19 protein-coding genes are annotated in these 26,973 nt (G+C 69.5%); 13 read left to right on the top strand and 6 right to left on the bottom strand.

Translation table 11 applies throughout. From position 1 onward, the window contains the following. Positions 1-23: 23 nt before the first annotated feature. Entirely contained in the window at positions 24-1,205 is a 1,182-nt protein-coding gene (locus tag EJO71_RS19425) for a septal ring lytic transglycosylase RlpA family protein (RefSeq protein ID WP_125950386.1), read from the bottom strand. Continuing rightward, positions 1,198-4,008 carry a bifunctional [glutamate--ammonia ligase]-adenylyl-L-tyrosine phosphorylase/[glutamate--ammonia-ligase] adenylyltransferase gene (glnE, locus tag EJO71_RS19420; protein ID WP_125950387.1) on the bottom strand — a complete coding sequence of 937 codons (2,811 nt, stop codon included), beginning with the start codon at positions 4,006-4,008 and terminating at the stop codon, positions 1,198-1,200. Before glnE ends, EJO71_RS19425 begins: the two co-directional genes overlap by 8 nt. A 25-nt stretch (positions 4,009-4,033) precedes the next feature. On the opposite strand from glnE, the gene EJO71_RS19415 reads away from it, so the two are divergent. Genes EJO71_RS19415 through EJO71_RS19400 form a run of 4 tightly spaced genes read left to right on the top strand, consistent with a single transcriptional unit; the run spans position 4,034 to position 11,751 of the window. Next, complete coding sequence (locus EJO71_RS19415) at positions 4,034-8,221, top strand: YhdP family protein (RefSeq protein WP_125950388.1); 4,188 nt, start codon at positions 4,034-4,036, stop codon at positions 8,219-8,221. Continuing rightward, positions 8,218-9,033 carry a carbon-nitrogen hydrolase family protein gene (locus EJO71_RS19410; RefSeq protein ID WP_125950389.1) on the top strand — a complete coding sequence of 272 codons (816 nt, stop codon included), beginning with the start codon at positions 8,218-8,220 and terminating at the stop codon, positions 9,031-9,033. The genes EJO71_RS19415 and EJO71_RS19410 overlap by 4 nt, the downstream gene beginning before the upstream one ends. A gap of 2 nt (positions 9,034-9,035) precedes the next feature. Then, complete coding sequence (locus tag EJO71_RS19405; protein WP_125950390.1) at positions 9,036-11,081, top strand: ATP-binding protein; 2,046 nt, start codon at positions 9,036-9,038, stop codon at positions 11,079-11,081. Positions 11,082-11,124: 43 nt separating this feature from the next. Continuing rightward, complete coding sequence (locus EJO71_RS19400; RefSeq protein ID WP_125950391.1) at positions 11,125-11,751, top strand: response regulator; 627 nt, start codon at positions 11,125-11,127, stop codon at positions 11,749-11,751. Between the two features lie 110 nt (positions 11,752-11,861). On the opposite strand, the gene EJO71_RS19395 is transcribed toward EJO71_RS19400, so the two are convergent. The 3 genes from EJO71_RS19395 to EJO71_RS34385 all read right to left on the bottom strand — a co-directional run bounded on the left by EJO71_RS19395 (position 11,862) and on the right by EJO71_RS34385 (position 13,529). Further along, positions 11,862-12,425, bottom strand: a complete 564-nt coding sequence (locus EJO71_RS19395) for an OmpA family protein (RefSeq protein WP_125950392.1) — start codon at positions 12,423-12,425, stop codon at positions 11,862-11,864. Positions 12,426-12,511: 86 nt separating this feature from the next. Then, complete coding sequence (locus tag EJO71_RS19390; RefSeq protein ID WP_125950393.1) at positions 12,512-13,168, bottom strand: OmpA family protein; 657 nt, start codon at positions 13,166-13,168, stop codon at positions 12,512-12,514. Positions 13,169-13,364: 196 nt separating this feature from the next. Next, positions 13,365-13,529 carry a hypothetical protein gene (locus tag EJO71_RS34385; protein WP_164546865.1) on the bottom strand — a complete coding sequence of 55 codons (165 nt, stop codon included), beginning with the start codon at positions 13,527-13,529 and terminating at the stop codon, positions 13,365-13,367. On the opposite strand from EJO71_RS34385, the gene EJO71_RS19385 reads away from it, so the two are divergent. Then, a complete protein-coding gene (locus tag EJO71_RS19385; protein WP_125950394.1) occupies positions 13,528-14,676 on the top strand; it encodes an MltA domain-containing protein in 1,149 nt (382 codons plus the stop codon). The two genes, EJO71_RS34385 and EJO71_RS19385, sit on opposite strands and share 2 nt — an antisense overlap. Positions 14,677-14,898: 222 nt before the next feature. Continuing rightward, entirely contained in the window at positions 14,899-17,142 is a 2,244-nt protein-coding gene (locus EJO71_RS19380) for a PhoX family phosphatase (RefSeq protein WP_125950395.1), read from the top strand. A 132-nt stretch (positions 17,143-17,274) separates the two neighbouring features. Here EJO71_RS19380 and EJO71_RS19375 read toward each other — a convergent pair whose 3' ends face one another. Further along, on the bottom strand, positions 17,275-17,748 hold the full coding sequence (locus EJO71_RS19375; protein ID WP_125950396.1) for an Lrp/AsnC family transcriptional regulator: 474 nt from the start codon (positions 17,746-17,748) through the stop codon (positions 17,275-17,277). Between the two features lie 105 nt (positions 17,749-17,853). On the opposite strand from EJO71_RS19375, the gene mdeB reads away from it, so the two are divergent. From mdeB to otnK, 7 genes are all read left to right on the top strand, one after another. Beyond that, complete coding sequence (mdeB, locus tag EJO71_RS19370; protein WP_125950397.1) at positions 17,854-20,508, top strand: alpha-ketoglutarate dehydrogenase; 2,655 nt, start codon at positions 17,854-17,856, stop codon at positions 20,506-20,508. Between the two features lie 65 nt (positions 20,509-20,573). Beyond that, complete coding sequence (locus EJO71_RS19365; RefSeq protein ID WP_125950398.1) at positions 20,574-21,350, top strand: FadR/GntR family transcriptional regulator; 777 nt, start codon at positions 20,574-20,576, stop codon at positions 21,348-21,350. A 122-nt stretch (positions 21,351-21,472) separates the two neighbouring features. Continuing rightward, positions 21,473-22,798 (top strand): MFS transporter, encoded by a 1,326-nt coding sequence (locus EJO71_RS19360; RefSeq protein WP_125950399.1) that lies wholly within the window; start codon positions 21,473-21,475, stop codon positions 22,796-22,798. 25 nt (positions 22,799-22,823) lie between these two features. Then, positions 22,824-23,750: an L-threonate dehydrogenase gene (gene ltnD, locus EJO71_RS19355; protein WP_125950400.1), complete on the top strand. Its 927-nt coding sequence runs from the start codon at positions 22,824-22,826 to the stop codon at positions 23,748-23,750. Next, entirely contained in the window at positions 23,747-24,643 is an 897-nt protein-coding gene (locus tag EJO71_RS19350; protein WP_125950401.1) for an alpha/beta hydrolase, read from the top strand. Before ltnD ends, EJO71_RS19350 begins: the two co-directional genes overlap by 4 nt. Positions 24,644-24,672: 29 nt before the next feature. After that, positions 24,673-25,689, top strand: a complete 1,017-nt coding sequence (denD, locus tag EJO71_RS19345; RefSeq protein WP_125950402.1) for a D-erythronate dehydrogenase — start codon at positions 24,673-24,675, stop codon at positions 25,687-25,689. A 6-nt stretch (positions 25,690-25,695) separates the two neighbouring features. Further along, positions 25,696-26,967 (top strand): 3-oxo-tetronate kinase, encoded by a 1,272-nt coding sequence (otnK, locus tag EJO71_RS19340; RefSeq protein ID WP_125950403.1) that lies wholly within the window; start codon positions 25,696-25,698, stop codon positions 26,965-26,967. Positions 26,968-26,973: the final 6 nt, after the last annotated feature.

Here is a 26,973-nt window from a genome sequence, read left to right as displayed (position 1 = left end):
GCGGGCTCCTGCCCTTTTCCCGGCTACCTGCGTTCCACCACCATCGGCGCGATGCGCAGGCTGTCGCGCAGCTGCGTGACCACCTCGCCGGCCGCATTGCGCGAGGCAAAGGGCCCTGCCTGCAGCCGATGCGTTCCGGCTTCGCTGAACACCCGTAGCTGCGATGCAAGCGAAGGCAGGCCGCGCGCAGCCTGATTCAACAGGCTCTCGGCGCCGTCGCGCTCGCGGAACGCGCCGAGCTGCACCCAGAAGCCGGGTAGCGCCGTGCCGGGTTGCTGCGCGGCGCCCGCGGGTGCCGCCGCTGCTGTTGCTGCCTGCAGCGGCGGAAGCTCGTTGACCAGGATGGCCTGCCGGCCCGGTGGAATGGACGGTGGCGACTGCGCCGATTCCGGCTCCGCCCCCGTCCCCGCCGGTAGCGCCATGGCCATCGGTGTCTGCGGCGCGACTGGCATCGTCGATGCCGGCTGCGGCACATCGTTGTTCGCCGCAGCGACCGGCGCCACCCATTCGGCCGGCACCCGCACCTGTTGCTGCTGCTGCTGCGCGCTCGCCACACGCACCGGCACCGCACGCACCGGCGCGGGCGCTTCGGCGGCGGCGTACGCCGTTCCTGAGTCCCGACGCCATGCACCGGTGCGGATGTCTTCGTTCGTGATCCGCTCGATCTCCACAGGCGCCACGCCGCGCAGCAGGTCGAGCTTGAGCGCGGCCGTGTAGCTCAGGTCGATGACGCGGCCGTCCACGAACGGGCCGCGATCGTTCACGCGCACGATCACCTCGCGCCCGTTGGCCGGGTTGCGCACGCGCACGTAGCTCGGCAGCGGCAGCGTCTTGTGCGCGGCCGTCATGGCGTACATGTCGTAGGGCTCGCCGCTGGAGGTGGACGCCGCATGGAACTTGCGCCCGTACCACGAGGCCAGCCCAGATTCGCGGAACGGCCGGTCGTCGGTGATCGGCGCATAGCCGCGGCCCAGCACCGTGTAGGGCTTGCTGGTGCCGCCGGTGGTGCGGATGGGTTCGACGCGGGGCTCGGCGTCGGGCACGCTGGCAAGGTCCGGCGGGATGTTGGTGCCGGGGCCGTCGCGGCCGCTGGCTACGCCGCCTCCGCTACGCGGTCCGCTTGCACAGCCGGCCAGGAGGACGGCGATGACCACCGCGCACGCAGCCAGCGCGGTGGTGGCGGGGGAGCGGGCGCCGTCAGCCAAATACCGCCTTCCACAGGGCCAGCATGGCGTCGCGTTCGGCCGCCAGCGCGGGCGGCGTGACCTGCGTCGGCTCTTCGTTGAGGCGCGCACGGTGCTGCACGCGACGCAGCTCGCGGTACGCCCGCGCCGCGCTGCGGCCCACGCCTTCGGGCAGCAGCCCCGCGAGCTCGGCCCGCAGCAGCAGCGCGATGTTGCCCACGTTCGGAATCAGCTCGGGATGTTCGCCCGACGACGACAGCACCAGGAACTGCACCGCGAACTCGGCATCGACCATGCCGCCGGGGCTGTGCTTCACGTCGAAGCGGTCGGCCTTCACCGGCCGCGCGCCGCGCAGCTTGTTGCGCATGGCGATGATCTCGGCCTTCAGCGCCTCGCGGTCCCGCGGCGCCACCAGCACCGCCTCGCGCACCTGGTCGAAGCGCGCGCCCAACTCGGCGCCGTGGTCCTCGCTGCCGAGCACGAAGCGCGCGCGCGTCATGGCCTGGTGCTCCCAGGTCCACGCGGTGTTGCTGCCGCGGCCGAGCTGGTATTTCTCGTAGGCCTCGAAGCTGGTGGTCAGCAGGCCCGAGTTGCCGTTGGGGCGCAGGGCGGTGTCGATCTCGAACAGGTCGCCCTCGCGCGTCTTCACCGTGAGCCAGTTGATGAGCTTGCGCACATAGGCCGCGTAGACCTCGCCGGCGCGCTCGTCGTCATCGTCGTAGACGAACACGATGTCGAGGTCGCTGCCGTAGCCCAGCTCCTTTCCGCCCAGCTTGCCGTAGCCGATGATCGCGAACTGCGGCACCTCGCGGTGCCGGTTGCGCACGTGCGGCCAGCACCAGCGGGCGGTCACGCGCAGCGTGGTGTCGGCCAGCGCGCTCAGGTCGTCGGCCACCTGCTCGACGGTGAGACGGCCGTCCACGTCGCGCGCCAGCGTGCGGAACACCTCGGCGTGATGCGCGTGGCGCAGCAGGTTCAGCAGGCGCTCTTCGTCGGCCTCGCCGGTGCGGGTGAGGGATGCGTGGCGCGCGTCGAGCTCGCGCTCGAACTCGGCGGCGACGAAGCGGCCCGAGAGCATCTCGTCGCTTGCCAGTTCGTCGATCACGCCGGGGTGCTGCATCAGGTAGCGCGCGGGCCACCTGGCCGCGCCCAGCAGGCGCAGCAGGCGTTCCTGCACGGCGGGGCGCTCGACCAGCAGCGCCAGATAGCTCTCGCGGCGCATCAGCGGCTCGATCCAGTCGGCCCAGCGCATCGCGGCGTCGACGTGGCGCGGCGTCTGGCCCGCGCCGTCGCCGTCGGGCTCCTTGAGCCACTGGCCGGTGCGCTGCACCAGCTGGCGCAGCCGCGCGCGCGTCTCTTCGCGCAGGGCCAGCACGCGGGGCTGCTCGCACCAGTCGCGGATGCGCTCTGCGAACGCCTGGGGCAGGTCGTCGAGCAGGTCGGCCAGGTCGGCGGGCGCCGCGGCCTTCTTGCCGTTGCACTTGCCGTTGCAGGGCTTCTCGCCGCCGAGCAGCTTGTCGAACTCCTGCGCGACGAACTCGCGATGCGTGTCGAGCTGCTCGAGGAAGGGGCAGCAGCTGGGGTAGCCCATGGTCTGGGCGATCCAGCGCAGGTCGTCGTCGGACACCGGCAGCACGTGAGTCTGCTGGTCGTCGAGGTACTGGATGCGGTGCTCCACGCGGCGCAGGAACTCGTAGGCCGAGGCCAGCGCGTCGGCGGTTTCCTGCGGCATGAGGTTGGCGCGCGCCAGGCGCTGCAGCGCATCGAGCGTGGGCCGGGTGCGCAGCTCCGGAAACTGGCCGCCGCGCACCACCTGAAGCAGCTGCACGGTGAACTCGATCTCGCGGATGCCGCCGCGCGAGAGCTTCACGTCGTTCGCGCGCTCGGGCCGCCCGGCGCTGCGGCGCGCCGACTGCTCCCGGATCTGCCGATGCAGCACGCGCAGCGAGTCGAACACGCTGTAGTCGAGATAGCGGCGGAACACGAAGGGCAGCACGGCGCCGCGCAGGCCCTGGGCCTGGCCCGCGAGCACGATGTCGCGCGGCGCGACCACGCGGCTCTTCATCCAGGCGAAGCGCTCCCACTCGCGGCCCTGCACCTGGAAATACTCCTCGAGCGCATCGAGCGAGACCACGCTGGGGCCCGAGTTGCCGTTGGGCCTCAGGGCCAGGTCGACGCGGAACACGAAGCCGTGCTCGGTGGTGTCGCCCACCAGCGCATAGATGCGCTTCACGGCGCGAGCGAAGTATTCCTGGTTGGCCAGCCGGCCGCGGCCGTCGGCGTCGCCCTGGGTCTCGCCGTCCACGTCGTAGAGGTAGATCAGGTCGATGTCGCTCGACACGTTGAGCTCGCGCGCGCCGAGCTTGCCCATGCCCACGATCCACAGCTGCGCGCGACGGCCATCGGGGCCAAGCGGGGCGCCGTGCGTCGCGTCGAGTTCGCGGCAGGCCTCCTGGCACGCAATATCGAGTGCCAGCTCGGCCAGCTCGGTGACGGCGGTGGTCACCACGGCCAGCGGGGCCTGCTCGTCGCAATCAAGAGTTACAAGCCGCTCCATCACGAGCTGCCGCACAATTCGCAGTGCATCGCCGACGCCATCCCCACGTCGGCGCAATGCCTCGTAAGCCAAGGACATCGATTCGCGCAGCGGCGCGCCGGGGGGAAGCAATGAAAGCTCGCCTGCATACCTGCGGCGCAGGCGCTGCACGAAGCGCGAATAAGAAGAGAACGAAGAACGCGCGTCGTCTCGCGTCGATGTGGTGGCTGGCAACTGGTTCACACTGATGCTGGTTTCCGTGGAACCCCTCTGAATGCTGGCGGTCATAATTCCCGACACAGCGCGATCCTCAATGAACGACACGGCGTCTACCCCTTCACGTCTGCTCAAAATAACCGCTGTGACGGCGCGCTGGCTGCTGGGTCTGTTGATCGCTGCATGGCTTCTGCTGGCGCTGTCAGTCGTTGTCCTACACGCGTGGATTGTGCCGCGAATCGGCGATTTTCGTGATGCGCTGGAGGCTCAGGCTAGCAAGGCCATCGGCGTGCCGGTGCGCATCGGATCGATCACCGCCCGCTCCGAAGGGCTTTTCCCGGCCTTCGAATTGCGCGACGTGGTGCTGCAGGACGCAGGCAGGCGGGAAGCCCTTCGCCTCGCACGCGTGGTGGCCAGCGTGTCTCCGCGCTCGCTCTGGCGGCTCAATTTCGAGCAGCTCTACATCGAGGGGCCGCAGCTCGACGTGCGCCGCGACACTCAGGGAAAACTCCATGTGGCTGGTTTGCACATGGCGACCGACACGACCGGAGAGACCCGCGGCGCCGACTGGTTTTTCGCGCAGCGCGAGCTGGTCATCGAAGGCGGCGTCGTGCGCTGGACCGACGAGCAGCGCCAGGCCGAGCCCCTGCTGCTGACCGACGTGCGATTCGTCGCGCGCAACAGTGCCAGGCGCCACAGCCTGCGGCTCGACGCCACGCCGCCCGCCGGCTGGGGCGAGCGCTTCACGCTGCGCGGCCAGTTCCGCCAGCCGCTGCTTTCCATCCGCAGCGGCCACTGGCAGACCTGGGACGGCCAGCTCTACGCCGACCTGCCCTACATCGACGTCACCCGGCTCGGCCAGTACGTGTCGCTCGACGCCCGCATCCGCGAAGGCAACGGCGCGCTGCGCCTGTGGGCCGACGTGGACGACGGCCAGGTCGTCGGCGGCGCGGTCGACCTGGGGCTCGACAAGGTCGACGTTTCGCTCGACAAGGGCCTGCAGCCGCTGGTGCTGCGCGCCGTCACCGGCCGCATCTCGGGGCAGCTCACCGAGGAGACGCTCGAGTTCGCCACCACCGCGCTGCAGTTCGACACCACCGACGGCCTGCGCTGGCCCGGCGGCAACCTCTGGCTGCAGCACACGCCGGGCAAGGGTCGCACGCCCGAGCACGGCGCGCTGCGCGCCGACCGCCTCGACCTGGCCGCGCTCGCCCTCATCGCCGACCGGCTGCCGCTGGGCGACGCCACCCACCGCGCGCTCGATGCCTATGCGCCGCGCGGCCTCGTCGAGCACGTCGACCTGAACTGGCAAGGCGCACTGGGGGCACCCACCCGCTACCAGGCCAAGGGCCGCGTCAGCGGGCTGCGCATCGCCTCCCAATCGGCCAAGGCAGATACAGCGGCGGCGCCAGCGGCAACCGCCAATGCCACCGGCGCGGCGGCACCCCAGCCCAGGATCCACAGCGGCACCCCGGGCCTGAGCGGCGCCACGATCGACTTCGACGCCACCCACACCGGCGGCACCGCCACGCTCGCCATCGCGCAGGGCACGCTCGAATTCCCGGGCGTGTTCGACGAGCCCGTCATTCCCGTCGACCGGCTCTCGACGCAGCTGCAATGGAAGCTCGACAGCGGCAATGGCAGCGCCCAGCTGCAGATGTCGAAGCTCAGCTTCGCCAACGTCGATGCCGAGGGAGAAGCCCAGGCCAGCTGGCGCACCAGCGATCCGGCCACGTCGAGCAGCAAGTCCCGCTTTCCCGGCGTGCTCGACCTGCAGGGCAAGCTGACCCGCGCCGACGGCACGCGCGTGTTCCGCTACCTGCCGCTCGACATTCCCCAGCACACGCGCGACTACGTGCGAGAGGCCGTCACCAAGGGCACTGCCAGCAACGTCGACTTCCGCGTGCGCGGCGACCTGTACGACATGCCGTTCAAGGACCCGAAGCAGGGCGACTTCCGCATCGTGGCCAAGGTGGCCGACGTCAACTACGCCTATGCGCCGCCCTCGATCACGAACGCCACGCCGTCGCGCAACGGCACGCCCGCACGGGTGTGGCCGGCACTCACCGGCCTCTCGGGCGAACTGGTGTTCGAGCGCGACGGCATGCTGGTGCGCAACGCACGGGGCCGCCTGGCCGGCACCACCGGCGTCGAGGTGACCAAGGGCGAGGCACAGATCCCGGAGCTGTCGCACCATGCGCAGGTTCTGCGCGTCGACGTGCAGGCCAAGGGGCCGCTGGCCGAGGTGCTGCGGGCGGGCGCGCCGCTGGCCGGCATCGAGCCGGGCGGCGTGGGCGAGGTCATGCAGGCCGCGCGCGCCACCGGCTCGGCCGACTACAAGCTGCACCTCGAGCTGCCCCTCGAGGCGATGGACAACGCCAAGGTGCAGGCCAGCGTGGTGCTGGCCGACAACGAGCTGCAGGTGGTGCCCGAGGCGCCATCGTTCGCGCAGGCGAAGGGCACGGTCAACTTCACCGAAACAGGCTTCTCGCTGGCCGGCGTGCAGGCGAAGCTGCTGGGCGGCGACATCCGGGTCGAAGGCCGGGGCCGCTTCTCCGGCCCCAACCGCGAAGTGGCGCTGAAGGCGCAGGGCACCGCCACTGCCGAAGGCCTGCGCGGCGCGCGCGAGGTCGACTGGCTCGCCCGCCTCGCGAAGAAGGCCACCGGCAGCACGCCCTTCGCGGCCACCTTCTCGGTGCGCGAGGGCACCACCGAGTTCTCGCTCAACAGCAGCCTGCAGGGCCTCGCGCTGCAGCTGCCGCCGCCGCTCGTGAAGACGGCCGAGGAGCAGATGCCGCTGCGCATCGAGAAGAAGGTGCTCGCGCGCGACGCCCGGCAGGGCATCGCCACGCAGGACCAGCTCTCGCTCGACCTCGGCCGCGTCGGCGCCGTCCAGTACGTGCGCGATCTCCTGCCCAACGGCGATGCGCGCGTGCTGCGCGGCAGCATCGGCGTCGGCCTCGCGCAGGGCGAGACGGCCAGCCTGCCCGACAAGGGCGTGTTCGCGAACGTCAACGTCGGCAAGCTCGACATGGCCGCGTGGCAGGCGCTGATCGGCGAGGCCGCCGGCACAGGCACCGACGCCGTGGAGCGCGCCGACGATCCGTCGATGGCCTACCTGCCCACGCGCATCGCGGTGCGCGCGCAGCAGCTCGGCATCGCCGGCCGCACGCTGCACAACGTGGTGCTCGGCGGCACGCGCGAGGGCAGCGTCTGGCGCGCCAACATCGACGCCACCGAGCTCAGCGGCTATGCCGAATACCGCCACGCGCAGGCCGGGCGCCTCTACGCACGGCTCGCGCGGCTGAAGATCGCGCCCTCCGAGGCCACGCAGGTCGAGACCTTGCTCGACGAGCAGCCCGGAACCCTGCCGGCGCTGGACATCGTGATCGACGACTTCGAACTGCTCGGCAAGCGCCTCGGCCGCGCGGAGATCGACGCGGTCAACCGCGGCGGCGCGGGGCGCGAATGGGCGCTCAACAAGCTGGTCTTCACCATGCCCGAGGCCAGCTTCGCGGCCAAGGGCACCTGGGCCGCGGTGCCCGGCGCGGCGGCCGGCCAGCGCCGCACCGCCATGACCTTCAGGCTCGACATCGCCGACGCCGGCGAGCTGCTCACGCGCTTCGGCATGCCGGGCGTGCTGCGGCGCGGGCGCGGGAGGATGGAGGGCGACGTCAACTGGCGCGGCTCGCCGTTCTCGCTCGACTACCCGAGTCTGGGCGGGCAATTGCAGGTCGACGTGGAACAGGGCCAGTTCCTCAAGGCCGATCCGGGCCTGGCCAAGCTGCTCGGCGTGCTGAGCCTGCAGGCGCTGCCGCGCCGGCTCACGCTCGACTTCCGCGACGTGTTCAGCGAGGGCTTCGCCTTCGACTTCATCCGCGGCGACGCGAAGATCAACAAGGGCATCGCCAGCACCAACAACCTGCAGATGAAGGGTGTCAACGCCGCCGCGCTGATGGACGGCTCGGCCGACATCGTGCGCGAGACGCAGAACCTGCGCGTGGTGGTGGTGCCCGAGATCAACGCGGGCACGGCGGCGCTGGTGGCCACCGCCATCAATCCGGCGATCGGCCTGGGCACCTTTCTCGCGCAATGGGTGCTGAGCAAGCCGCTCGCCGCCGCCGCCACGCAGGAGTTCCACGTCGAAGGCACCTGGACCGACCCCAAAATAGCGAAGGTGCCGCGTACGCTGCAGCTGCTGCCCCAGAGCATTCCCGGCATTCCCGGGCTGCCGCCAGCCTCCCAGACTGCGGACGACGGCAAGAAAACGGAGACCAAGCAATGAAAGTCGCAGCCATCCAGATGGTGTCGGCCATCGCCCGCGAAGCCAATCTCGCGCGCGCCCACGACCTGCTCGCGCAGGCCGCCGCGGCCGGTGCCGAGCTTGCCGTGCTGCCCGAGTATTTCTGCATGATGGGTGCGCGCGACACCGACAAGCTGGGCCTGCGCGAAACGGCGGGCGCGGGCACGGTGCAGGGCTTCCTGGCCGATGCGGCGCGCGAGTTCGGGCTGTGGATCGTCGGCGGCACGCTGCCCATCGAGAGCACCGACGCCGAGCATGTGTTCAACAGCTCGCTGGCCTTCTCGCCCGACGGCCGCTGCGTGGCGCGCTACGACAAGATCCATCTCTTCTTCTTCGACAACGGCACCGAGCGCTACGACGAGCGCCGCGTCATCGCGCCCGGAGCGAAGCCGGTGGTGTTCGAGCTGCCTTCGCGCGACGGCCACCGCTGGCGCGTTGGCATGAGCGTTTGCTACGACCTGCGCTTTCCCGAGCTGTACCGCGCGCTCGCGAAGCAGGGCGCCGACCTGCTGCTGGTGCCCAGCGCCTTCACGCGCACGACCGGCGCCGCGCACTGGGAGGTGCTGCTGCGCGCCCGCGCCATCGAGAACCTCGCCTGGGTGGTCGCGCCCGCGCAGGGCGGCACGCACGAGAACAGCCGCCAGACCTGGGGCCAGTCGCTGGTCGTCGACCCATGGGGTGAGGTGGTGGCGCAGCAGGCCACCGGCGAAGGCGTGGTGCTGTTCGACATCGATGCGGCAAAAGTCCAGAGCACACGTACGCAACTGCCCGTGCTCTCCCATAGCGTGCTCTAGCGATGTCCGATGCGCTGCTGACCGTCGCACCGCAGCGGTGGGCGCTGCTGGCGTACGGCCGGCTGCGCTCGCTGTGGCAGCGCTGGTTCCTGTGGCTGCTGCTGGCGGTGCTGGTGTCGGTGCTGCTGGTCACGGTGGTGTGGCTCGCTGGCCGGCATGAGGTCGAGCAGGTGCAGGCCGCGCTCGACCGCGATACCGCCGATGCCGTCTCCGACCTGCGCAGCGGCTTCCAGCGCAACGCGCAGAGCCTGCGCGCCACGCAGGCGCCGGGCGCCGACGCCGCGAAGTGGCCGGAGGTGGCCGCGGCGCTGCTGCGCGAGCACCGCGAATGGCTGCGGCTCGAGTGGCGCGATGCCGCGCTGCGTCCGCTGCAGGCCGTCAACACGCCCTACCGCATGCGCGTGCTCGACGAGGACACGCGCGGCCCCGAGCAGTCCGACGTCACGCTGGCCTGCGCAGCCGCGCGCAAGCTCGGCGCGCCGGCCTATTCGCCGAGCCACTACGTGCCCATCGCCGGAGGTGGCGGTATCGAGGTGATGGAGCTGTGCGTGCCCATCGACGCCGGCGGGTACCTCGTGGCCAGCTATTCGCTGCGCGACGCGCTCATCGAGCTGGTCGGCCCCACGCTCACGCGCGGCCAGGAAGTGGCATTCACCGAGGCCGACGGCACGCGGCTCGTGGCGCTGGGCAGTTCGCGGCGCACCGGCACGCGCGTGTTCACCTCGCAGCAGCTCATCGACCTGCCGGGCGCCGCGCTGATGCTGCGCGTGGACGGCTGGCGCGCCGCGCCCGACCTGTTCCCGAACATGCTCACGGCACTGGTCACGGCGATTTCCATCGCGCTGGTGTCGGTGCTGGTACTGCTCGCGCGCGACACGCGCCGGCGGCTGCGCGCCGAGCGCGACCTGGCCGATGCGCTCGCCTTCCGCAAGGCGATGGAAGACTCGGTCATCACCGGCTTGCGCGCGCGCGACCTGCGGGGGCGCATCACCTACGTGAACCCGGCCTTCTGCGAGATGGTCGGCTTCAGCCCCGAGGAGCTCATGGCCGACAGCGTCGAGGCTCCCTACTGGCCCACCGAGCTGGCGCACGAGTACCAGCAGCGGCAGGCGCGCCGGCTGGCCGGCGGCATGCCGCCGCGCGAGGGCTTCGAGTCGGTCTTCATGCGCAAGGACGGCACGCGCTTTCCGGTGCTGATCTTCGAGGCGCCGCTGATCAACGCCCACAAGGTGCAGACCGGCTGGATGAGCGCGTTCATCGACGTGAGCGAGCAGCGCCGCATCGAGGAGCTGTCGCGCGCCAGCCAGGAGCGCCTGCAGGCCAGCGCGCGGCTGGCGACCGTGGGCGAGATGGCCTCGCTGCTGAGCCACGAGCTCACGCAGCCGCTGGCGGCCATCGCCAGCTATGCGAGCGGTTCGCTCAACCTGTTGGGCCCTGACGCCAAGGGCGACCAGGGCGAGGTGGCGATGGCTGTTAAGCGCATCGCCGAGCAGGCCGATCGCGCGGGCCAGGTCATCCGCAGCGTGCACGACTTCGTGCGGCGGCGCGACCGCACGCGCGAGGCCGTGGCGCCGCAGGCGTTGATCGACGCGGTGCTGCCGCTGGTGCGGCTGCAGGCGCGCAAGCTCGGCGTGATCATCGAGGTGGTGCTGGAAGACCGCCTGCCCGCGGCCATGTGCGACCGCACGCTGGTCGAGCAGGTGCTGCTGAACCTTGCGCGCAATGCGATGCAGGCCATGGACAACCCCGACAATGTCGGCAGCCGCGTGCTGCGGCTGCGCGTGGCGCGTGCCGCGGCGATGGGCGCCACCGGACAGGAAGACAGCCGGCGCTGGATAGAGTTCTCGGTGGCCGACCTGGGCAGCGGCATCAGCGAGGAAGTCGAGGAGCGGCTCTTCACGCCCTTCTTCACCACGCGCGCCGACGGCATGGGGCTCGGCCTGAGCCTGTGCCGCACGGTGGTGGAGCAGCACGGCGGGGCGCTCGTGTACGAGCCCAACAAGCCGCGCGGCACGGTCTTCAGGTTCACGCTGCCGGCGGCCGCCTGAGAGCGCTTTTTTCGACGGACAACTTTTTGCTGGACTTCATCGCATGCAACCGCTGATCGATGGTTTGATCTTCATCGTGGACGACGACGCCAGCGTGCGCGAGGCGCTGGCCTGGCTGCTGCGCTCGCGGCGCCTGGCCAGCGAGCACTTCGCGAGCGCCGAGGCGTTCGAGCAGTTCCTCGACCAGGGCCCGTTGCCCCAGCAGCCGCTGTGCCTGCTGCTCGACGTGCGCATGCCCGGCACCAGCGGGCTGGTGCTGTTCGACCGGCTGGTCGAGCGCGGCCTGCTGCCGGCGATGCCGGTGATCTTCCTCACGGGCCATGCCGACGTGCCGACGGCCGTCGACGCGGTCAAGCGCGGCGCCTTCGACTTCTGCGAGAAGCCGTTCTCGGACAACGCGCTGGTCGACCGCATCGAGCATGCGCTGAACGCGTCGCTGCAGGCGCTGGAAGTGCAGCGCGCGCGCCGCGGGCTGGCCGAACGCATCGGCGAGCTGACCGAGCGCGAGCGGGACGTGATGCGGCTGGTGATCGAGGGCCTGCCCAACAAGCTCATCGCCGACCAGCTCGCGATCAGCGTGCGCACGGTGGAGGTCCACCGCGCGCGCGTGTTCGAGAAGATGGAAGTGAAGTCGGCCGTCGAGTTGGCTAACCGTTTAAGAGAGCTCTAGCCTCCCCGATTCCCCAGGGAAACACCGCGGAACCGGCTTTGCCGGGCCGCTGGTGTTGCCCCCTGCAAGGGGGTTGGCGAAGCGACACGAAGTGTCGCGAAGCCTGGGGGTTAGGCCTTCTCCGCCACGAAGATTTCCACGCGGCGGTTTTGCGCGCGGCCAGCTGCGGTGCCGTTGTCCGCCAGCGGTTCGCGAGAGCCGCGGCCGTCGGTCGTGATGACCGTGGTCGAGACGCCGCGGCTCACGAGGTGGTTGCGCACGCTGTCGGCGCGGCTCACCGAGAGGCGCTCGTTGCCTTCCTCGCTGCCGGTGTTGTCGGTGTGGCCGACCACGCGCACGCTGGCGGCGGTGGCGCTCTTCAGGCCTTCGGCCACCTTGTCGAGCACCTGCGCGAGGTTGCGCTTGACGTTGGAGCGGCCGGTGTCGAACGACAGTTCGTTCGGGATCACCACGTGCAGCTGGTTGTCGGTGGTCTGTTCGATCACCACGCCCGTGCCCTTGGTCGAGGTCTCGAGGTCGCTCTTCAGGGCGGCCAGGCGAGCGGTCCAGCTGTTGGCTGGCGCGGCCGGTGCGGCTGCGGGCGCGGGGGCCGGCGGCGGCGCCGACTGCGATGCGCAGCCCGCGATGAACAGCAACGCGGCAGCGGCCGCACCCGAAACAACAAACTTCCTCATGAGATTCCCTCTTAATGGACCAATGGAACGGTGATGGCGGGAACCGGCCTTTCAGCGCGGCCGGTTTCCCTGCGTGCCGAGATCGCTCAGCCTTGCGGCGCGCGCTCGCCCACGTAGATTTCGACGCGGCGGTTCTGCGCCCGGCCGGAGTCGGAGTTGTTGTCGGCGACCGGCTCGTGCGAGCCGCGGCCCTCGATGCGGAAGGCCGCCGCGTTCACGCCGCGCGCCACGAGATAGTCGCGCGTGCTCGTCGCACGCTCGACCGACAGCGGGTTGTTGATGGCGTCCGAGCCGGTGCTGTCGGTGTGGCCGATGATGCGCACCTCGGCGTTCGGGTTGTTGCGCAGGCCGCTGGCGAACTGGTCGAGCACCGGCGCGAAGTTCGGCTTGATGTTGGCGCGGCCCACGTCGAAGGACACGTCGCTCGGGATCTGCAGCTTCAGCTCGTTGTTGGGCGTCTGCGTGACGGCGACGCCGGTGCCCTGCGTGGCGGCTTCCATCTGGCGCTTCTGGTTCTCCATGCGCTGCGACCACAGGTAGCCGCCGAGCGCGCCGGCCGCCGCACCGACGACCAGACCCGTATTGACACCGGTGCGGCCGCCCGTGGCTGCACCGATGGCGGCGCCGCCCAATGCGCCGATGCCGGCACCGATGCCGGTGTTGCGCTGCGTGTCGGTCATGCCACCGGCACAGCCGGAGAGGACGAGGGCGGTGGCGACGGTTGCGAGTACGAACTTTTTCATGGCGATCCCTTTCAAGGTTGAATAGGCGGGCGACAGCTTAGCCTTCGGGGAGTACGCGATGGTACGGGCTCAAAGCCCTACGGAAAATAAGAAAAGTTTCGCCTTCGCGCATGAATGCTGCGATGATTGCTACTAAAGTAATAGCAATCAGGTGCTTGTCCGACAGCGCCGCGCGGCACGGGACTGCACAAGCAGTTCACGCTTCGGGCGGTTGCTTCCGGTCGGTGGCGTCGCGGCTGGCCTCGCGCTCATCGTCGTCATCGTGCAATTCGCCCTTGTTGCGACCGGAGAACATGGTCCACCAGATGATCAGGATGAACACGAGTCCCGCGGCGAGGGCTTCAAGCAGAATCAAACCCATGAGAAATGGACTCCAGTGGCTGGTCGGGCTTGTGATCGTAGCAACGCTCGCCGCCTGTTCCACCGGCCCGCGTGCCCCCGAGGCCCCCATCCGCCCCCCAGTCACCCAGCCGCGCGACCTCGGTCCGCTCACCGGCTCGCTCGCGCATCCCAAGAGCCGATGGGTGCCGGTCGGCTGGGCCGAACTGCCCGGCTTCGGCGAAGACCCGCTGCACGAGGCGTGGATCGCGCTGCTGGCGAACTGCTCGCGTCCCAACGCCGCCTTCGCGCCGCTGTGCCGCGACGTGCGCCAGCTCGCCATCGCTACCCCCGAGGAGCAGCGCCAGTGGATGACCGACCGGCTGCAGCCCTACCGCGTCGAAGCGCTCAACGGCCAGACCGAAGGCAAGCTCACCAGCTACTACGAGCCGGTGTACGAGGCCTCCCGCGTGCCCACCGCCACCTTCAACGTGCCGATCTACCAGGCCCCCGACGGCCTGGTGCCGCGCCGCCCCTGGTACACGCGCCAGGAGATCGAGACCCTGCCCGAGGCGCAGGCCGCCTTGCGCGGCCGCGAGATCGCATGGATGGCCGACCCGATCGACGCGCTGATGCTGCACATCCAGGGCTCCGGCCGCCTGCGCATCACCGAGGCCAACGGTTACCAGCACACGGTGCGCATGGCCTTCGCGGCCACCAACGAGCAGCCCTACCGCAGCGTGCAGCAATGGCTGATGAGCCAGGGCGTGACCAAGGTCGGCAAGTGGCCCGACGACACCAAGGCCTGGGCCGCGCAGAACCCGCAGCGCGTGACGCAGCTGATGTGGAGCAACCCGCGCTACGTGTTCTTCCGCGAGGAGACCATGAGCGAGGTCGACGCCGCCTTCGGCCCGCGCGGCGCGCAGGGCGTGCCGCTCACGGCCGGCCGTTCCATCGCGGTCGACCGCGAGAGCATCCCCTACGGTACGCCGGTGTGGCTTGCGTCGAACGGACCGGCGGCGCAGCTGCAGAAGCTGGTGGTGGCGCAGGACACCGGCAGCGCCATCCTCGGCGCGGTGCGGGCCGACTACTTCGCGGGCACCGGCGCCGACGCGGGCCGCTTCGCGGCGAGCATGAACCAGCCGCTGAGGCTGTGGGCGCTGTGGCCGCGGCAGTTGCCGGCGCCTTGAACTCGCGGGTGCGGCATTTGCCAGAAACACCGCGGAACCGGCTTCGCCGGGCCGCAGGTGTTGCCCCGGCGAGGGGGAGGGCGTAGCGACACGAAGTGCGCGAAGCCTGGGGGTGGATCAAATCAACCTGACCGGAGCCTGATCAATTCACGGAGTCGTCATACGAAGTACCTAACTTCGCGGGCTGGTTACTTTTCCAACCCACGAAGAAAGACATTGCGCATGACCGCAAACACCCGCACCGACGATCCCTCGGTCGATCTCGACGACATCGGCACCAACCCCACGTCGAACCCCTCGTTCACCGACCTGATCGCCTCGCGCCTGAGCCGTCGCCACCTGTTCGGCCTGGGCGTCGGCACCGCCGGCACCGCAATGCTCCAGGCATGCGGTGGCGGCGGCGGCGGTGGCACCGCCTTCCCGGTGCTGCCCCCGGCACCGGCTCCCGCCCCGGCACCTGCGCCGGCTCCCGCGCCCGCCGGTCCGATGAAGCTCGGCTTCAATGCCGTCGCCAAGAGCCTCGCCGACGTGGTCACCGTGCCCGCCGGCTACACCGCCAGCGTGCTGTACCGCCTGGGTGACCCGACCGCCGCTGGCGTTGCCGCCTACAAGAACGACGGCACCGACGACGCCACCACATTCGACCGCCGCGGTGGCGACCACCACGACGGCATGACCTTCTTCGGCGTGAACGCGTCGAACAAGTGGGACGCGACCAACGCTTCGCGCGGCCTGCTCGTGATGAACCATGAATCCATCACGTCGGCGTTCCTGCACCCCAAGGGCCAGAGCATCACCAGCGGCGCACGCACCGTCGCCGACGAAGTGCTGCGCGAGTTCTACGTGTTCGGCGTCAGCGTGATCGAGGTCAACAAGAGCGGCAGCACCTGGAGCTATAAGCAAGACTCGAGCTTCAACCGCCGCATCCACACGCTCACCGAAATGACCTTCTCGGGCCCGGCCGCGAAGACCGAGCATCTGAAGACCAAGTACTCGATCGATGGCAGCAAGACCCGCGGCACGGTCAACAACTGCGCCAACGGCACCACGCCATGGGGCACGTACCTGACCTGCGAAGAGAACTGGGCCGGCTATTTCCGCCGTGTCACCGCCAACGACAACGCCAACCGTACGCCCAAGGAACTCGCGTCCTTCGGCCGCTACGGCGTTTCCGGCAACGGCCGCGAACTCTGGGCGACCGTCACGCCCGATACCGCCGACAACCTGTACGGCCGCTGGAACACCGAAGTCGTTGCCTTGGGCGGCACTGCCGTCGACGACTACCGCAACGGCGCCAACACCTACGGCTGGGTGGTCGAGATCGATCCGTTCAACCCCGCCGGCACGCCGAAGAAGCGTACCGCGCTCGGCCGCTTCGGCCACGAAGGCGCCTGCCTTGGCCCGGTCGTGGTCGGCAAGCCGTTGGTCTGGTACATGGGCGACGACGCGCAGAACGAGTACCTCTACAAGTTCGTGTCGGCCAAGAACTGGGATGCGGCGGACATCGGCGGCGGCATCGCGGCCGGCGACAAGTACATGGACGCCGGCAAGCTCTACGTTGCCAAGTTCAAGGCCGACGGCACGGGCGATTGGCTCGAACTCAAGTTCGGCGTCAACGGCATCACGTCGGCCAACACGACCTACGCGTTCGCCGACGATGCCGACGTCGTGGTCAACACACGCCTTGCCGCCGATTCGGCCGGCGCCACGAAGATGGACCGCCCGGAATGGACCGCCGTCAATCCGAAGAACGGCGAGGTGTACCTCACCCTGACCAACAACGCGAGTCGCACGATCAACGGCGCCAATGGCATCGACGCGGCCAACCCGCGTTTCTACAACGACCCCAAGGGCGCGACCGCGCAGCGAGGCAACCCGAACGGCCACATCGTCCGCTTCGCCGACGCCGGCGGTGACCCGGCGGCCGTCACCTTCAAGTGGGACGTCTACCTGTTCGCCGCGCGCTCGACCGCCTCGGCCGACGTGAACGTGTCCGCCCTCGGCGCCGACAACGACTTCTCCAGCCCCGACGGCATGTGGTTCAGCCAGGCTGCGCCCGGCCTGCTCTGGATCGAGACCGACGACGGCAAGTACACCGACGTGACCAACTGCATGCTGCTCGCGGCACTGCCGGGCAAGGTCGGCGACGGTGGGGCCAGGACCATCACCAACTTCGACGGCGCCACCACCGTGCAGCAGGCGACTTTCGTCGGCAAGGCTCCGGGCACCGACGGCCTGCGCCGCTTCCTGGTCGGCCCGGTGGAGTGCGAAATCACCGGCATCGCCGAATCGGGCGACGGCCGTGCACTGTTCGTGAACATCCAGCACCCGGGCGAGGACACCAAGGTGGCCGACATCCTGGATCCGTCGAAGTTCACGAGCCACTGGCCGCAAGGTGGCACTGCCCGCCCGCGCTCGGCGACTGTTGTGATCACGAAGAACGACGGCGGCCTGATCGGCCTCTGATCGGCTTGGCCGGATCCCCCCGGCCTCTTTTCGGAAGACACCGCGGAACCGGCTTTGCCGGGCCGCAGGTGTCGCCCCCGGCGAGGGGGCAGGCGAAGCGACACGAAGTGCGCGAAGCCTGGGGGAGTGCTACTACCCTGGCGCTGCCGGCAACGGCAGCGCCGTTTTGTATCTGACCTGCTTGAGCGCAAAGCTCGAGCGGATCTTCTCGATCCCCGGAATCGGCGTGAGCTGTTCCAGGATGAATTTCTCCAGCGCCGCCATGTCCGCCACCGCGATGCGGATCAGGTAGTCGCTGTCGCCCGTCATCAGGTAGCACTCCATCACCTCGTCGTGCTCGGCGATGCGTTGCTCGAAGTCGGCGAGCGACTGCTTGCTTTGCGTCGTGAGGCTGATCGAGATGAAGACGTTGAGGCCCAGGCCGAGCGCCTTGGCGCTGGCGAGCGCCACATAGCGGTCGATCACGCCATTGGCCTCCAGCACCTTCACACGCGCCAGGCAGGGCGACGGCGACAGGTGCACGCGGCGCGCCAGCTCCACGTTCGACAGCGCGCCGTCGCGTTGCAGCTCGTCCAGAATGCGCAGGTCGATGGCGTCCAGTTGCATGAAATGCCGCTCAATTTGAATTCGGCGGAATTTTATGCTGCGAAGTAAACGAGGATTTAGCTTTGCCAGTAGCTAATTCTCCGCATTGCGGCCTAAAGTGCCGATATGAACGCCCCGATTTCGCCCGACCAGATGCGCGCCCTGCTGCTGGATGAAACGCAGCTCTCGCACGACCCCGACCCCGCCGAGACCGCCGAATGGCGCGACGCCTTCCTGGCGATGGCGCAGACGCAGGGGCCGCAGCGCGCGCGGCAGATGCTGGTCGAGCTGGCGCGTCTCGCGCGGCAGCAGCGCATCGGCTGGCAGCCCGAACTCGCCACGCCGTACGTCAACACCATCGCGGTGGAAGACCAGCCACCGTTCCCGGGCGACCTCGCCATCGAGGAAAAGCTCGCCTCGCTGATGCGCTGGAACGCGCTCGCGATGGTGGCCAAGGCCAACCAGGCGTATGGCGAACTCGGCGGCCACATCGCCAGCTATGCCAGCGCGGCCGACCTTTTCGAGACCGGCTTCAATCATTTCTTCCACGCGCGCAGCGAGCAGCATCGCGGCGACCTCGTGTTCTTCCAGCCGCACAGCGCGCCGGGCGTCTATGCGCGTGCGTACCTCGAAGGCCGTCTCAGCGAGGAAGACCTGAAGCACTACCGCCAGGAACTCACCGCCCCCGCCTTCGTCGACGGCAGCGGCGCGCGGGGCCTCTGCAGCTATCCGCATCCGTACCTGATGCCGGACTTCTGGCAGTTCCCGACCGGCTCGATGGGCATCGGCCCCATCAGCTCGATCTACCACGCGCGCTTCATGCGCTACCTCACGCACCGCAACCTGCTGAACTGCGAAGGCCGAAAGGTGTGGGGCGTGTTCGGCGACGGCGAGATGGACGAGCCCGAGTCGATGAGCGCCTTGACGCTCGCCGCGCGCGAGAAGCTCGACAACCTCGTGTGGGTCGTCAACTGCAACCTGCAGCGCCTCGACGGACCGGTGCGCGGCAACGGCCGCATCATCGACGAGCTCGAGAAGCTCTTCGCCGGCGCTGGCTGGAACGTCATCAAGCTCGTGTGGGGCAGCGACTGGGACGGCCTCTTCGCGCAGGACTTGAGCGGCGCGCTGGCCCGCGTGTTCGCCAACACCGTCGACGGCCAGATGCAGACTTTCGCGGCCAAGGACGGCCGCTTCAACCGCGACAACTTCTTCGGCCAGAACCCCGAACTCGCGCGCCTGGCCGAAGGCATGACCGACGAGCAGATCGACCGCCTGAAGCGCGGCGGCCACGACCTCGTGAAGATCCACGCCGCCTACGCGGCCGCCGCCCGGCACAAGGGCCAGCCCACCGTGATCCTCGCCCACACCAAGAAGGGCTACGGCATGGGCAGCGCCGCGCAGGGCAAGATGACCACGCACTCGCACAAGAAGATGGGCGACGTGGACCTCATCGAATTCCGCGACCGCTTCAACCTGCCGCTGACCGACGCGCAGGCCACCTCGATGGACTTCTACCGCCCCGCCGAGGACAGCGCCGAGATGCGCTACCTGCGGCAGCACCGCGAGGCGCTCGGCGGCGCCATGCCGCGCCGCGAGACCGCCTGCGAGGTGGTGGCCAAGCCCGACATCGCGAGCTATGCGCAGTTCGCGACCGTCGCCGCCGGCAAGGAGATGAGCACCACCATGGCCTTCGTGCGCATGCTGGGCAACCTCATGAAGGACAAGGCACTGGGCCCGCGCATCGTGCCCATCGTGGCCGACGAGGCGCGCACTTTCGGCATGGCCAACCTCTTCAAGCAGGTCGGCATCTATTCGAGCGTGGGCCAGCGCTACGCGCCGGAAGACATCGGCTCGGTGCTGAGCTACCGCGAGGCCACCGACGGGCAGATCCTCGAAGAGGGCATCAGCGAGGCCGGCGCCATCGCGAGCTGGACCGCTGCCGCCACCAGCTACAGCGTGCACGGGCTGGCGATGCTGCCCTTCTACATCTACTACTCGATGTTCGGCTTCCAGCGCGTGGGCGACGCCATCTGGGCCGCGGCCGACCAGCGTGCGCGCGGCTTTTTGCTGGGCGCCACCTCGGGCCGTACCACGCTCGGCGGCGAAGGCCTGCAGCACCAGGACGGCAGCAGCCACCTCGTGGCCGCGACCATCCCGAACTGCAAGGCCTACGACCCGGCCTTCGCGGGCGAGATGGCGGTGATCGTCGACGCGGGCATCCGCGAGATGATGGTCGAGCAGCAGGACGTGTTCTATTACGTCACGCTCATGAACGAGAACTACGCGCAGCCTGACGTGCCCGAGGGCGCGGAAGGCGACATCCTGCGCGGGTGCTATCGCTTCGGCAGCTACGCGCCGGCATCGGGCAAGGCAAAGAAGAAGGTCACGCTGATGGGCTCGGGTGCGATCCTCACCGAGGTCGTCAAGGCCGCGCAGCTGCTGGCCGACGAGGGCATCGAGGCCGAGGTGTTCAGCGTCACGAGCTGGAGCGAGCTCGCGCGCGACGGGCTGGCCTGCGAGCAGCGGGCGCTGGCGGGTGAAGAAGCCGGTACCGCGTTCATCGCGCAGCAGCTTGGCAAAGGCAAGGCGCCGATCGTCGCCGCCACCGACTATGTGCGCGCCGTGCCCGAGAGCGTGCGCGCCTTCCTGCCCGAGGGCCGCCGCTACATCACGCTCGGCACCGACGGCTTCGGCCGCAGCGACACGCGTGCTGCGCTGCGCGGCTTCTTCGGCGTCGATGCGCGCAGCATCGCCAACGCCGCGCGCCACGCACTGAGCTGAACCCGCGGTGGCCGTGGAAGTGGCGGGCCCTGCGTTAGAGTCGCAGGCCCCACCACCTTCGCGCCATGACTGCCCGCTTCCAATCCATCGCCCCCGCCGTCCGCCTGGCCGATCAGGTGGCCGATGCGCTCGCGGCCGAAGTGCGCAGCGGGCGCCTGTCCGAAGGCGACCGGCTGCCGACCGAGACCGCGCTGGCCGAGCAGTTCGGCGTGAGCCGCACCGTGGTGCGCGAGGCGGTGTCGCGGCTCAAGTCGCTGGGGCTGCTTGATTCGCGCCAGGGCAGCGGCGTGTACGTGCGCGCTGCCGGCGTCGAACCGCTGCGCTTCGAGATGCCGCACGTGGCCTCGCGCGAGGCCGTGATCCAGATGGTCGAGCTGCGCCGCGCGCTCGAGGCCGAGGTGGCTGCGCTGGCCGCCGAGCGCCGCACGGACGAGGACGTGCAGCGCATCCGCGACGCCATCGCCGCATTGCACGCGGCGGTAGCGGCGGGCGGCAACGGTGCCGACGAGGACGTGCTCTTCCACCGCGCCATCGCCGAGGCGGCGCGCAACCCCTTCCTCATCGGCACGCTGCAGTACCTGCGGCAGTTCCTGCACGGCGCCACCCGCGTCACGCGCGCCAACGAGGCGCGCCGCGCCGACTTCGCTCGCGAAGTGGCGCAGGAGCACGCGCGCATCGTCGAAGCCATCGAAGCCGGCGATCCGCTGCGTGCGCGCGAGGCGGCCAAGAACCACATGGACAACGCGATCCGCCGCATCGAGCTGGCCGATCCGGTGTTCTGGCAGCAGGAAGGCGAGCAGCTCGCCCGTCCGCTGGTCGAGGGCTGGCCGGTCGGCGGCTGAGCCGACACACAAAGACACCAGAAAGCCGACGGAAGGCGTTTTTCCGAGGGTTTACCCGGGTCAGTCATCAAAACTCAAATTTGTATGATGACCTGACAAATCATCCGAGACAGACCTCCCTCATGACTTCCTCGACCCTCCAGGCCGGCGCCGTGTCGTCCGCCGCCGCCGATGCCGCGCTCGAAAAGCGCACCTACGCCAAGGTGTTCTGGCGCATCGTGCCTTTCCTCATGCTCTGCTACGTGATCGCGTACCTCGACCGCGTGAACGTCGGCTTCGCCAAGCTGCAGATGGGCCAGGACCTGGGCTTCAGCGAGACCGTGTTCGGCCTGGGCGCCGGCATCTTCTTCCTCGGCTACTTCCTCTTCGAGGTGCCGAGCAACCTGCTGCTGAACCGCGTGGGCGCACGCATCTGGATCGCGCGGATCATGATCACCTGGGGCCTGCTCTCGGCCTGCTTCATGTTCGTGAAGACGCCCACCAGCTTCTACATCCTGCGCTTCCTGCTCGGTCTGGCCGAGGCGGGCTTCTATCCGGGCGTGATCCTCTACCTCACGCACTGGTACCCGGCGCACCGGCGCGCGCGGATCATCGCGGTGTTCATGTCGGCCATTCCGGTGGCGGGCATCTTCGGCAACCCGCTGTCGGGCTGGATCATGGACAGCTTCCACGGCGTCTCGGCCATGAGCGGCTGGCAGTGGATGTTCCTGATCGAGGCCATCCCCGCGGTGCTCATCGGCCTGATGGTGCTCTTCTACCTCGACAACGGCATCGCCCAGGCGCGCTGGCTGAACGCCGAGGAAAAGGCGCTGCTGCAGCGCGAGGTGGCGAAGGACGCCGCCCACGGCGCGAAGGGCCCGCACTCGGTGGCTGGCGTGTTCCGCGATGCGCGCATATGGTGGATGGCGTTCATCTACTTCGCCTTCGTCATGGGTCAATACGCACTCACCTTCTGGCTGCCCACGCTGGTCAAGGCCACGGGCGTGCAGGGCAACCTGAACATCGGGCTGCTCAGCGCCATTCCGTTCCTCTGCGCCATCGTCGCGATGAACCTCTTCGGCCGCAGCGCCGACCGCCGCCAGGAGCGCCGCTGGCACTTGATCGTGCCGGCCATGATGGGCGCGGTGGGCTTCACCGTCGCTGCCTCGTACACGCAGAACACGGCCGTGTCGCTGGCGTTCCTTTCGCTCGCCGCGGCCGGCGTGCTGACCTGCGCGCCGCTCTTCTGGTCGCTGCCCACCGCATTCCTCACGGGCACGGCCGCCGCCGCCGGCATCGCGGCCATCAACTCCGTGGGCAACCTCGCGGGCTTCGTGAGCCCGTATCTCATCGGCTATCTGAAGGACCTGACGGGCAGCACGCAGATCGGCATGTACGTGCTGGCCGGCGCGCTGGTGCTCGGCGCCATCGGCGTGTGGTTCACGCCGAAGCAACTCGTGAATCGTTGACCCGCGAAAGAGAAAGAACTCCTGCATGACTTCCAGCAACAACACCCCCGTCGTCGGCCTCGTGGGCCTGGGCGCCATGGGCGCCGGCATGGCACAGTCGCTGCGCCGCGCAGGCCATGCGCCGCATGTGTTCGACGTGCGCCGCGAAGCCGCTGAAACCTTCGCGCGCGAGGGCGGCACGGCCTGCGACACGCTGGCCGCGCTCGGCGCGCAGTGCGACATCGTGGTCAGCGTGGTGGTGAACGCCGCGCAGACCGAGTCGGTGCTGTTCGGCGACGGCACCGTGCCCGGCTGCGCCGCGTCGATGAAGCCCGGCAGCCTGTTCGTGATGTGCTCCACCGTCGATCCGAACTGGTCTGTGGCGCTCGAAGCGCGCCTCGAGAAGCTGGGCATCCTCTACCTCGACGCCCCCATCTCCGGCGGCGCCGCCAAGGCCGCGAGCGGCCAGATGACGATGATGACCGCCGGCAAGCCCGCCGCCTACGAGAAGGCCGGCGCCGTGCTCGACGCGATGGCAGCCAAGGTCTACCGCCTGGGCGACAGCGCTGGTGCGGGCAGCAAGGTGAAGGTCATCAACCAGTTGCTGGCTGGCGTGCACATCGCCGCCGCCGCCGAGGCCATGGCATTGGGCCTGCGCGAAGGCGTGGACCCGGCGGCGCTGTACGAAGTCATCACGCACAGTGCGGGCAACAGCTGGATGTTCGAGAACCGCATGGCGCACGTGCTCGCAGGCGACTACACGCCGCTGTCGGCCGTGGACATCTTCGTGAAGGACCTGGGGCTGGTGCTCGACGTGGCGCGCGCGAGCAAGTTTCCGCTGCCGCTGTCGTCCACCGCGCACCAGATGTTCATGCAGGCCTCGACCGCGGGCTATGCGCGCGAGGACGACAGCGCCGTCATCAAGATCTTCCCGGGCATCGAAGTGCCGGCACCGAAGGGGAAAGCCTCATGAGCGAACCACAGGTCAAGTTCGTCGACACGCCGCTGCTGCGCATCGGCTACGAGGAATGGAACCCCGCCGGCAAGGCCACGGCGGTGCTGGTGCACGGCTGGCCCGACAGCCCGCGCTGCTGGCACGGCGTGGCCGCGCGGCTCGTCGAAGCCGGCTGGCGCGTGCTGCTGCCCGCCCTGCGCGGCTTCGCACCGACGACCTTCCTGCATGCCGAGACGCCGCGCAGCGGACAGCTCTCGGCGCTGGGCCGCGACCTGCTCGATTTCATCGATGCGCTCGGCCTGCAGCAGCCTGCGCTGGTCGGCCACGACTGGGGCGCGCGTGCGGTGGGCAATGCCTGCGGGCTGCGGCCCGGCGTCGCGAGTTCGCTCACGCTGATGTCGATCGGCTACGGCACCAACGCGCCCGACCAGCCGATGCCGCTCGAACAGGCGCGCAACTACTGGTACCACTGGTACATGGCCACGCCGCGCGGCGAACGCACCGTGCACGACGACCGCATCGCCTTCACGCGGATGATGTGGGACACCTGGGCACCGGCCGGCTGGTACGAGCCCGCCGAGTTCGAGGCCACCGCCGCCGCCTTCGAGGGCAACGACTGGGCGCGGGTGGTGGTGCATTCGTACCGCCATCGCTGGGGCCATGCGCCCGGCGATCTGCACTACGCGGCCGACGACGCCGCGCTCAGTCCCGCGCCCGTGCTGTCGGTGCCCTCGCTGGTGCTGCACGGCGCGGCCGATTCCTGCAATCATCCAGACACCTCGGCAGGCAAGGAGCGCTTCTTCAGCGGTCCCTACCGCCGCGAGCTGCTCGATGGCGTGGGCCATTTCCCGCAGCGCGAGGCGCCGCAGGCGGTGGCCGATGCGCTGCTGCGCTTCCTGCCCGCGCTCTGAACAGAACAAAGACGAAAGACAAGACGACCATGAACATCCTCATCACCGGCGGCTGCGGCTTCCTCGGCGCCCGCCTCGCCCGCACGCTGCTCGCGGGCGGCAATCTCGCGCTGGCCGGCGCCGCCGCGCAGCCCGTCTCGCGCATCACCCTGGCCGACCGCGTGCCGCCGCCCGCCGACCTGGCGGCCGACGCGCGCGTGCAGTTCGTGCAGGGCGACCTGCTGGAGCAACTCGCGAACGGCGCGCTGCCCATCGCCGACACGCAGCTCGTCTTCCACCTCGCCGCCGCAGTCAGCGGCGAATGCGAGGCCGACTTCGACCTCGGCATGCGCAGCAACCTCGACGCCACGCGCGGCCTGCTCGAAGCGGCGCGCCGCGCGGGCCACTCGCCGGTGTTCGTGTTCTCCAGCTCGGTCGCCGTGTTCGGCGACTCGCCCGAGCAGCGCCTGCCCGCGGTGATCGAAGACACCACGCTGCCGACGCCGCAGAACAGCTACGGCATCCAGAAGTTCATCGGCGAGCAGCTGGTGGCCGACTTCACGCGCAAGGGCTTCGTGCAGGGCCGCAACGTGCGGCTCATGACGGTGTCGGTGCGCCCCGGCCGTCCCAACGGCGCGGCTTCGAGCTTCCTCAGCGGCATGCTGCGCGAGCCGTTGGCCGGCGAGCGTGCGCGCTGCCCCGTGTCGCCCGACACGCCGGTCGCGCTGGCCTCGCCCGGCAACACCGTCGCCGGCATCGTGCGCGCGGCCACCGCCGGCGCTGCCGAGTGGGGTGCGCGCACCGCCATCAACCTGCCCGCGCTGACGACCACCGTGCGCGAGATGGCGCAGGCGCTCGAACGCATCGCGGGCAAGGACGCCACCGGCCTGATCGACTGGGAGCCCGATGCCGCCATCGCGAAGATCGTCACCAGCTGGCCCAGCCGCATTCATGCCGCACGCGCCGAGGCTCTGGGCCTGAAAGCCGATGCGAGCTTCGACGCGATCCTGCGCGACTACGTGCGCGAGAACGCGCAGGCAGTGAAGCTACCTATCGCGAAGGACTGAAGAGCCATGGCAAAGCTCGTGCTCGGCTGCATCGCCGACGATTTCACCGGCGCCACCGACCTTGCCAACAACCTCGTGCGTGCCGGCATGCGCGTGGTGCAGGCCATCGGCGTGCCCGAGGGCCCGCTCGACGCCGACGTGGATGCGGTGGTCGTCGCCCTCAAGTCGCGCACTATCGCGCCGGCCGAAGCCATCGCCCATTCTCTCGAGGCGCTGCGCTGGCTGCAGGCACAGGGCGCGCAGCAGATCTACTTCAAGTACTGCTCCACCTTCGACAGCACGCCGCAGGGCAACATCGGCCCGGTCACCGAGGCGCTGATGGACGCGCTGCAATGCGACTTCACCATCGCCACGCCCGCCTTCCCCGACAACAAGCGCACCGTGTTCAAGGGCTACCTGTTCGCGGGCGACGTGCTGCTCAACGAGAGCGGCATGCAGAACCACCCGCTCACGCCGATGACCGACCCGAACCTCGTGCGCGTGCTGCAGGCGCAGTGCAAGCGCAAGGTGGGGCTCGTCGACTACGCGGTGGTGGCGCGCGGCGCGGCTGTCATCGAGGAGCGCATCGCGCAGCTCAAGGCCGAGGGCGTCTCCATCGCCATCGTCGACGCGGTGTCGAACGACGACCTGCTGCGCATGGGCCCGGCGCTCGCGAAGATGCCGCTGCTCACCGCGGGTTCGGGCGTGGCCATCGGCCTGCCGGCCAACTTCGGCCTCGCGCCCTCTTCGCAGGCGAGCGCGCTGCCCAAAGCCGGCGGAAAGACAGCAGTGGTCTCGGGCAGCTGCTCGCTCGCCACCAACCGCCAGGTGCTCGACTTCATCCAGCGCGGCGGTGCGGCGATGGCCATCGATCCGCTGCGCATCGCGGCGGGCGTGGATGTCGCTGCCGAGGCTCTGGCGTGGGCCGCTCCGCTGATCGACAAGGGCTCCGTGCTCGTCTACTCGACCGCCGAGGCCGGCGCCGTGAAGTCGGTGCAGGGCCGCCTGGGTGTGGAAGAAGCCGGCGCGATGGTCGAGCGCACCATCGCCGCCATCGCGCGCGGCCTGGTCGAGCGCGGCGTGCACCAGCTGGTGGTGGCCGGCGGCGAGACCTCGGGCGCCTGCGTGCAGGCGCTGGGCATCGCGCAGATGCAGATCGGCCCGCAGATCGACCCCGGCGTGCCGTGGTGCCATGCGCGCTCCGAAGCCGCGCCCGAGGCCGGCCTGCACATCGCGCTGAAATCCGGCAACTTCGGCAGCGACGATTTCTTCACCAAGGCATTTACAGTGCTCGAATGACCGAGA

The sequence above is a fragment of the Variovorax sp. 679 genome, from assembly GCF_003952185.1.
Taxonomy (GTDB): Bacteria; Pseudomonadota; Gammaproteobacteria; order Burkholderiales; family Burkholderiaceae_C; genus Variovorax.
The sequence above is the reverse complement of the archived record's forward strand: the minus strand, read 5'-3'. Positions and strand labels throughout refer to the sequence as shown.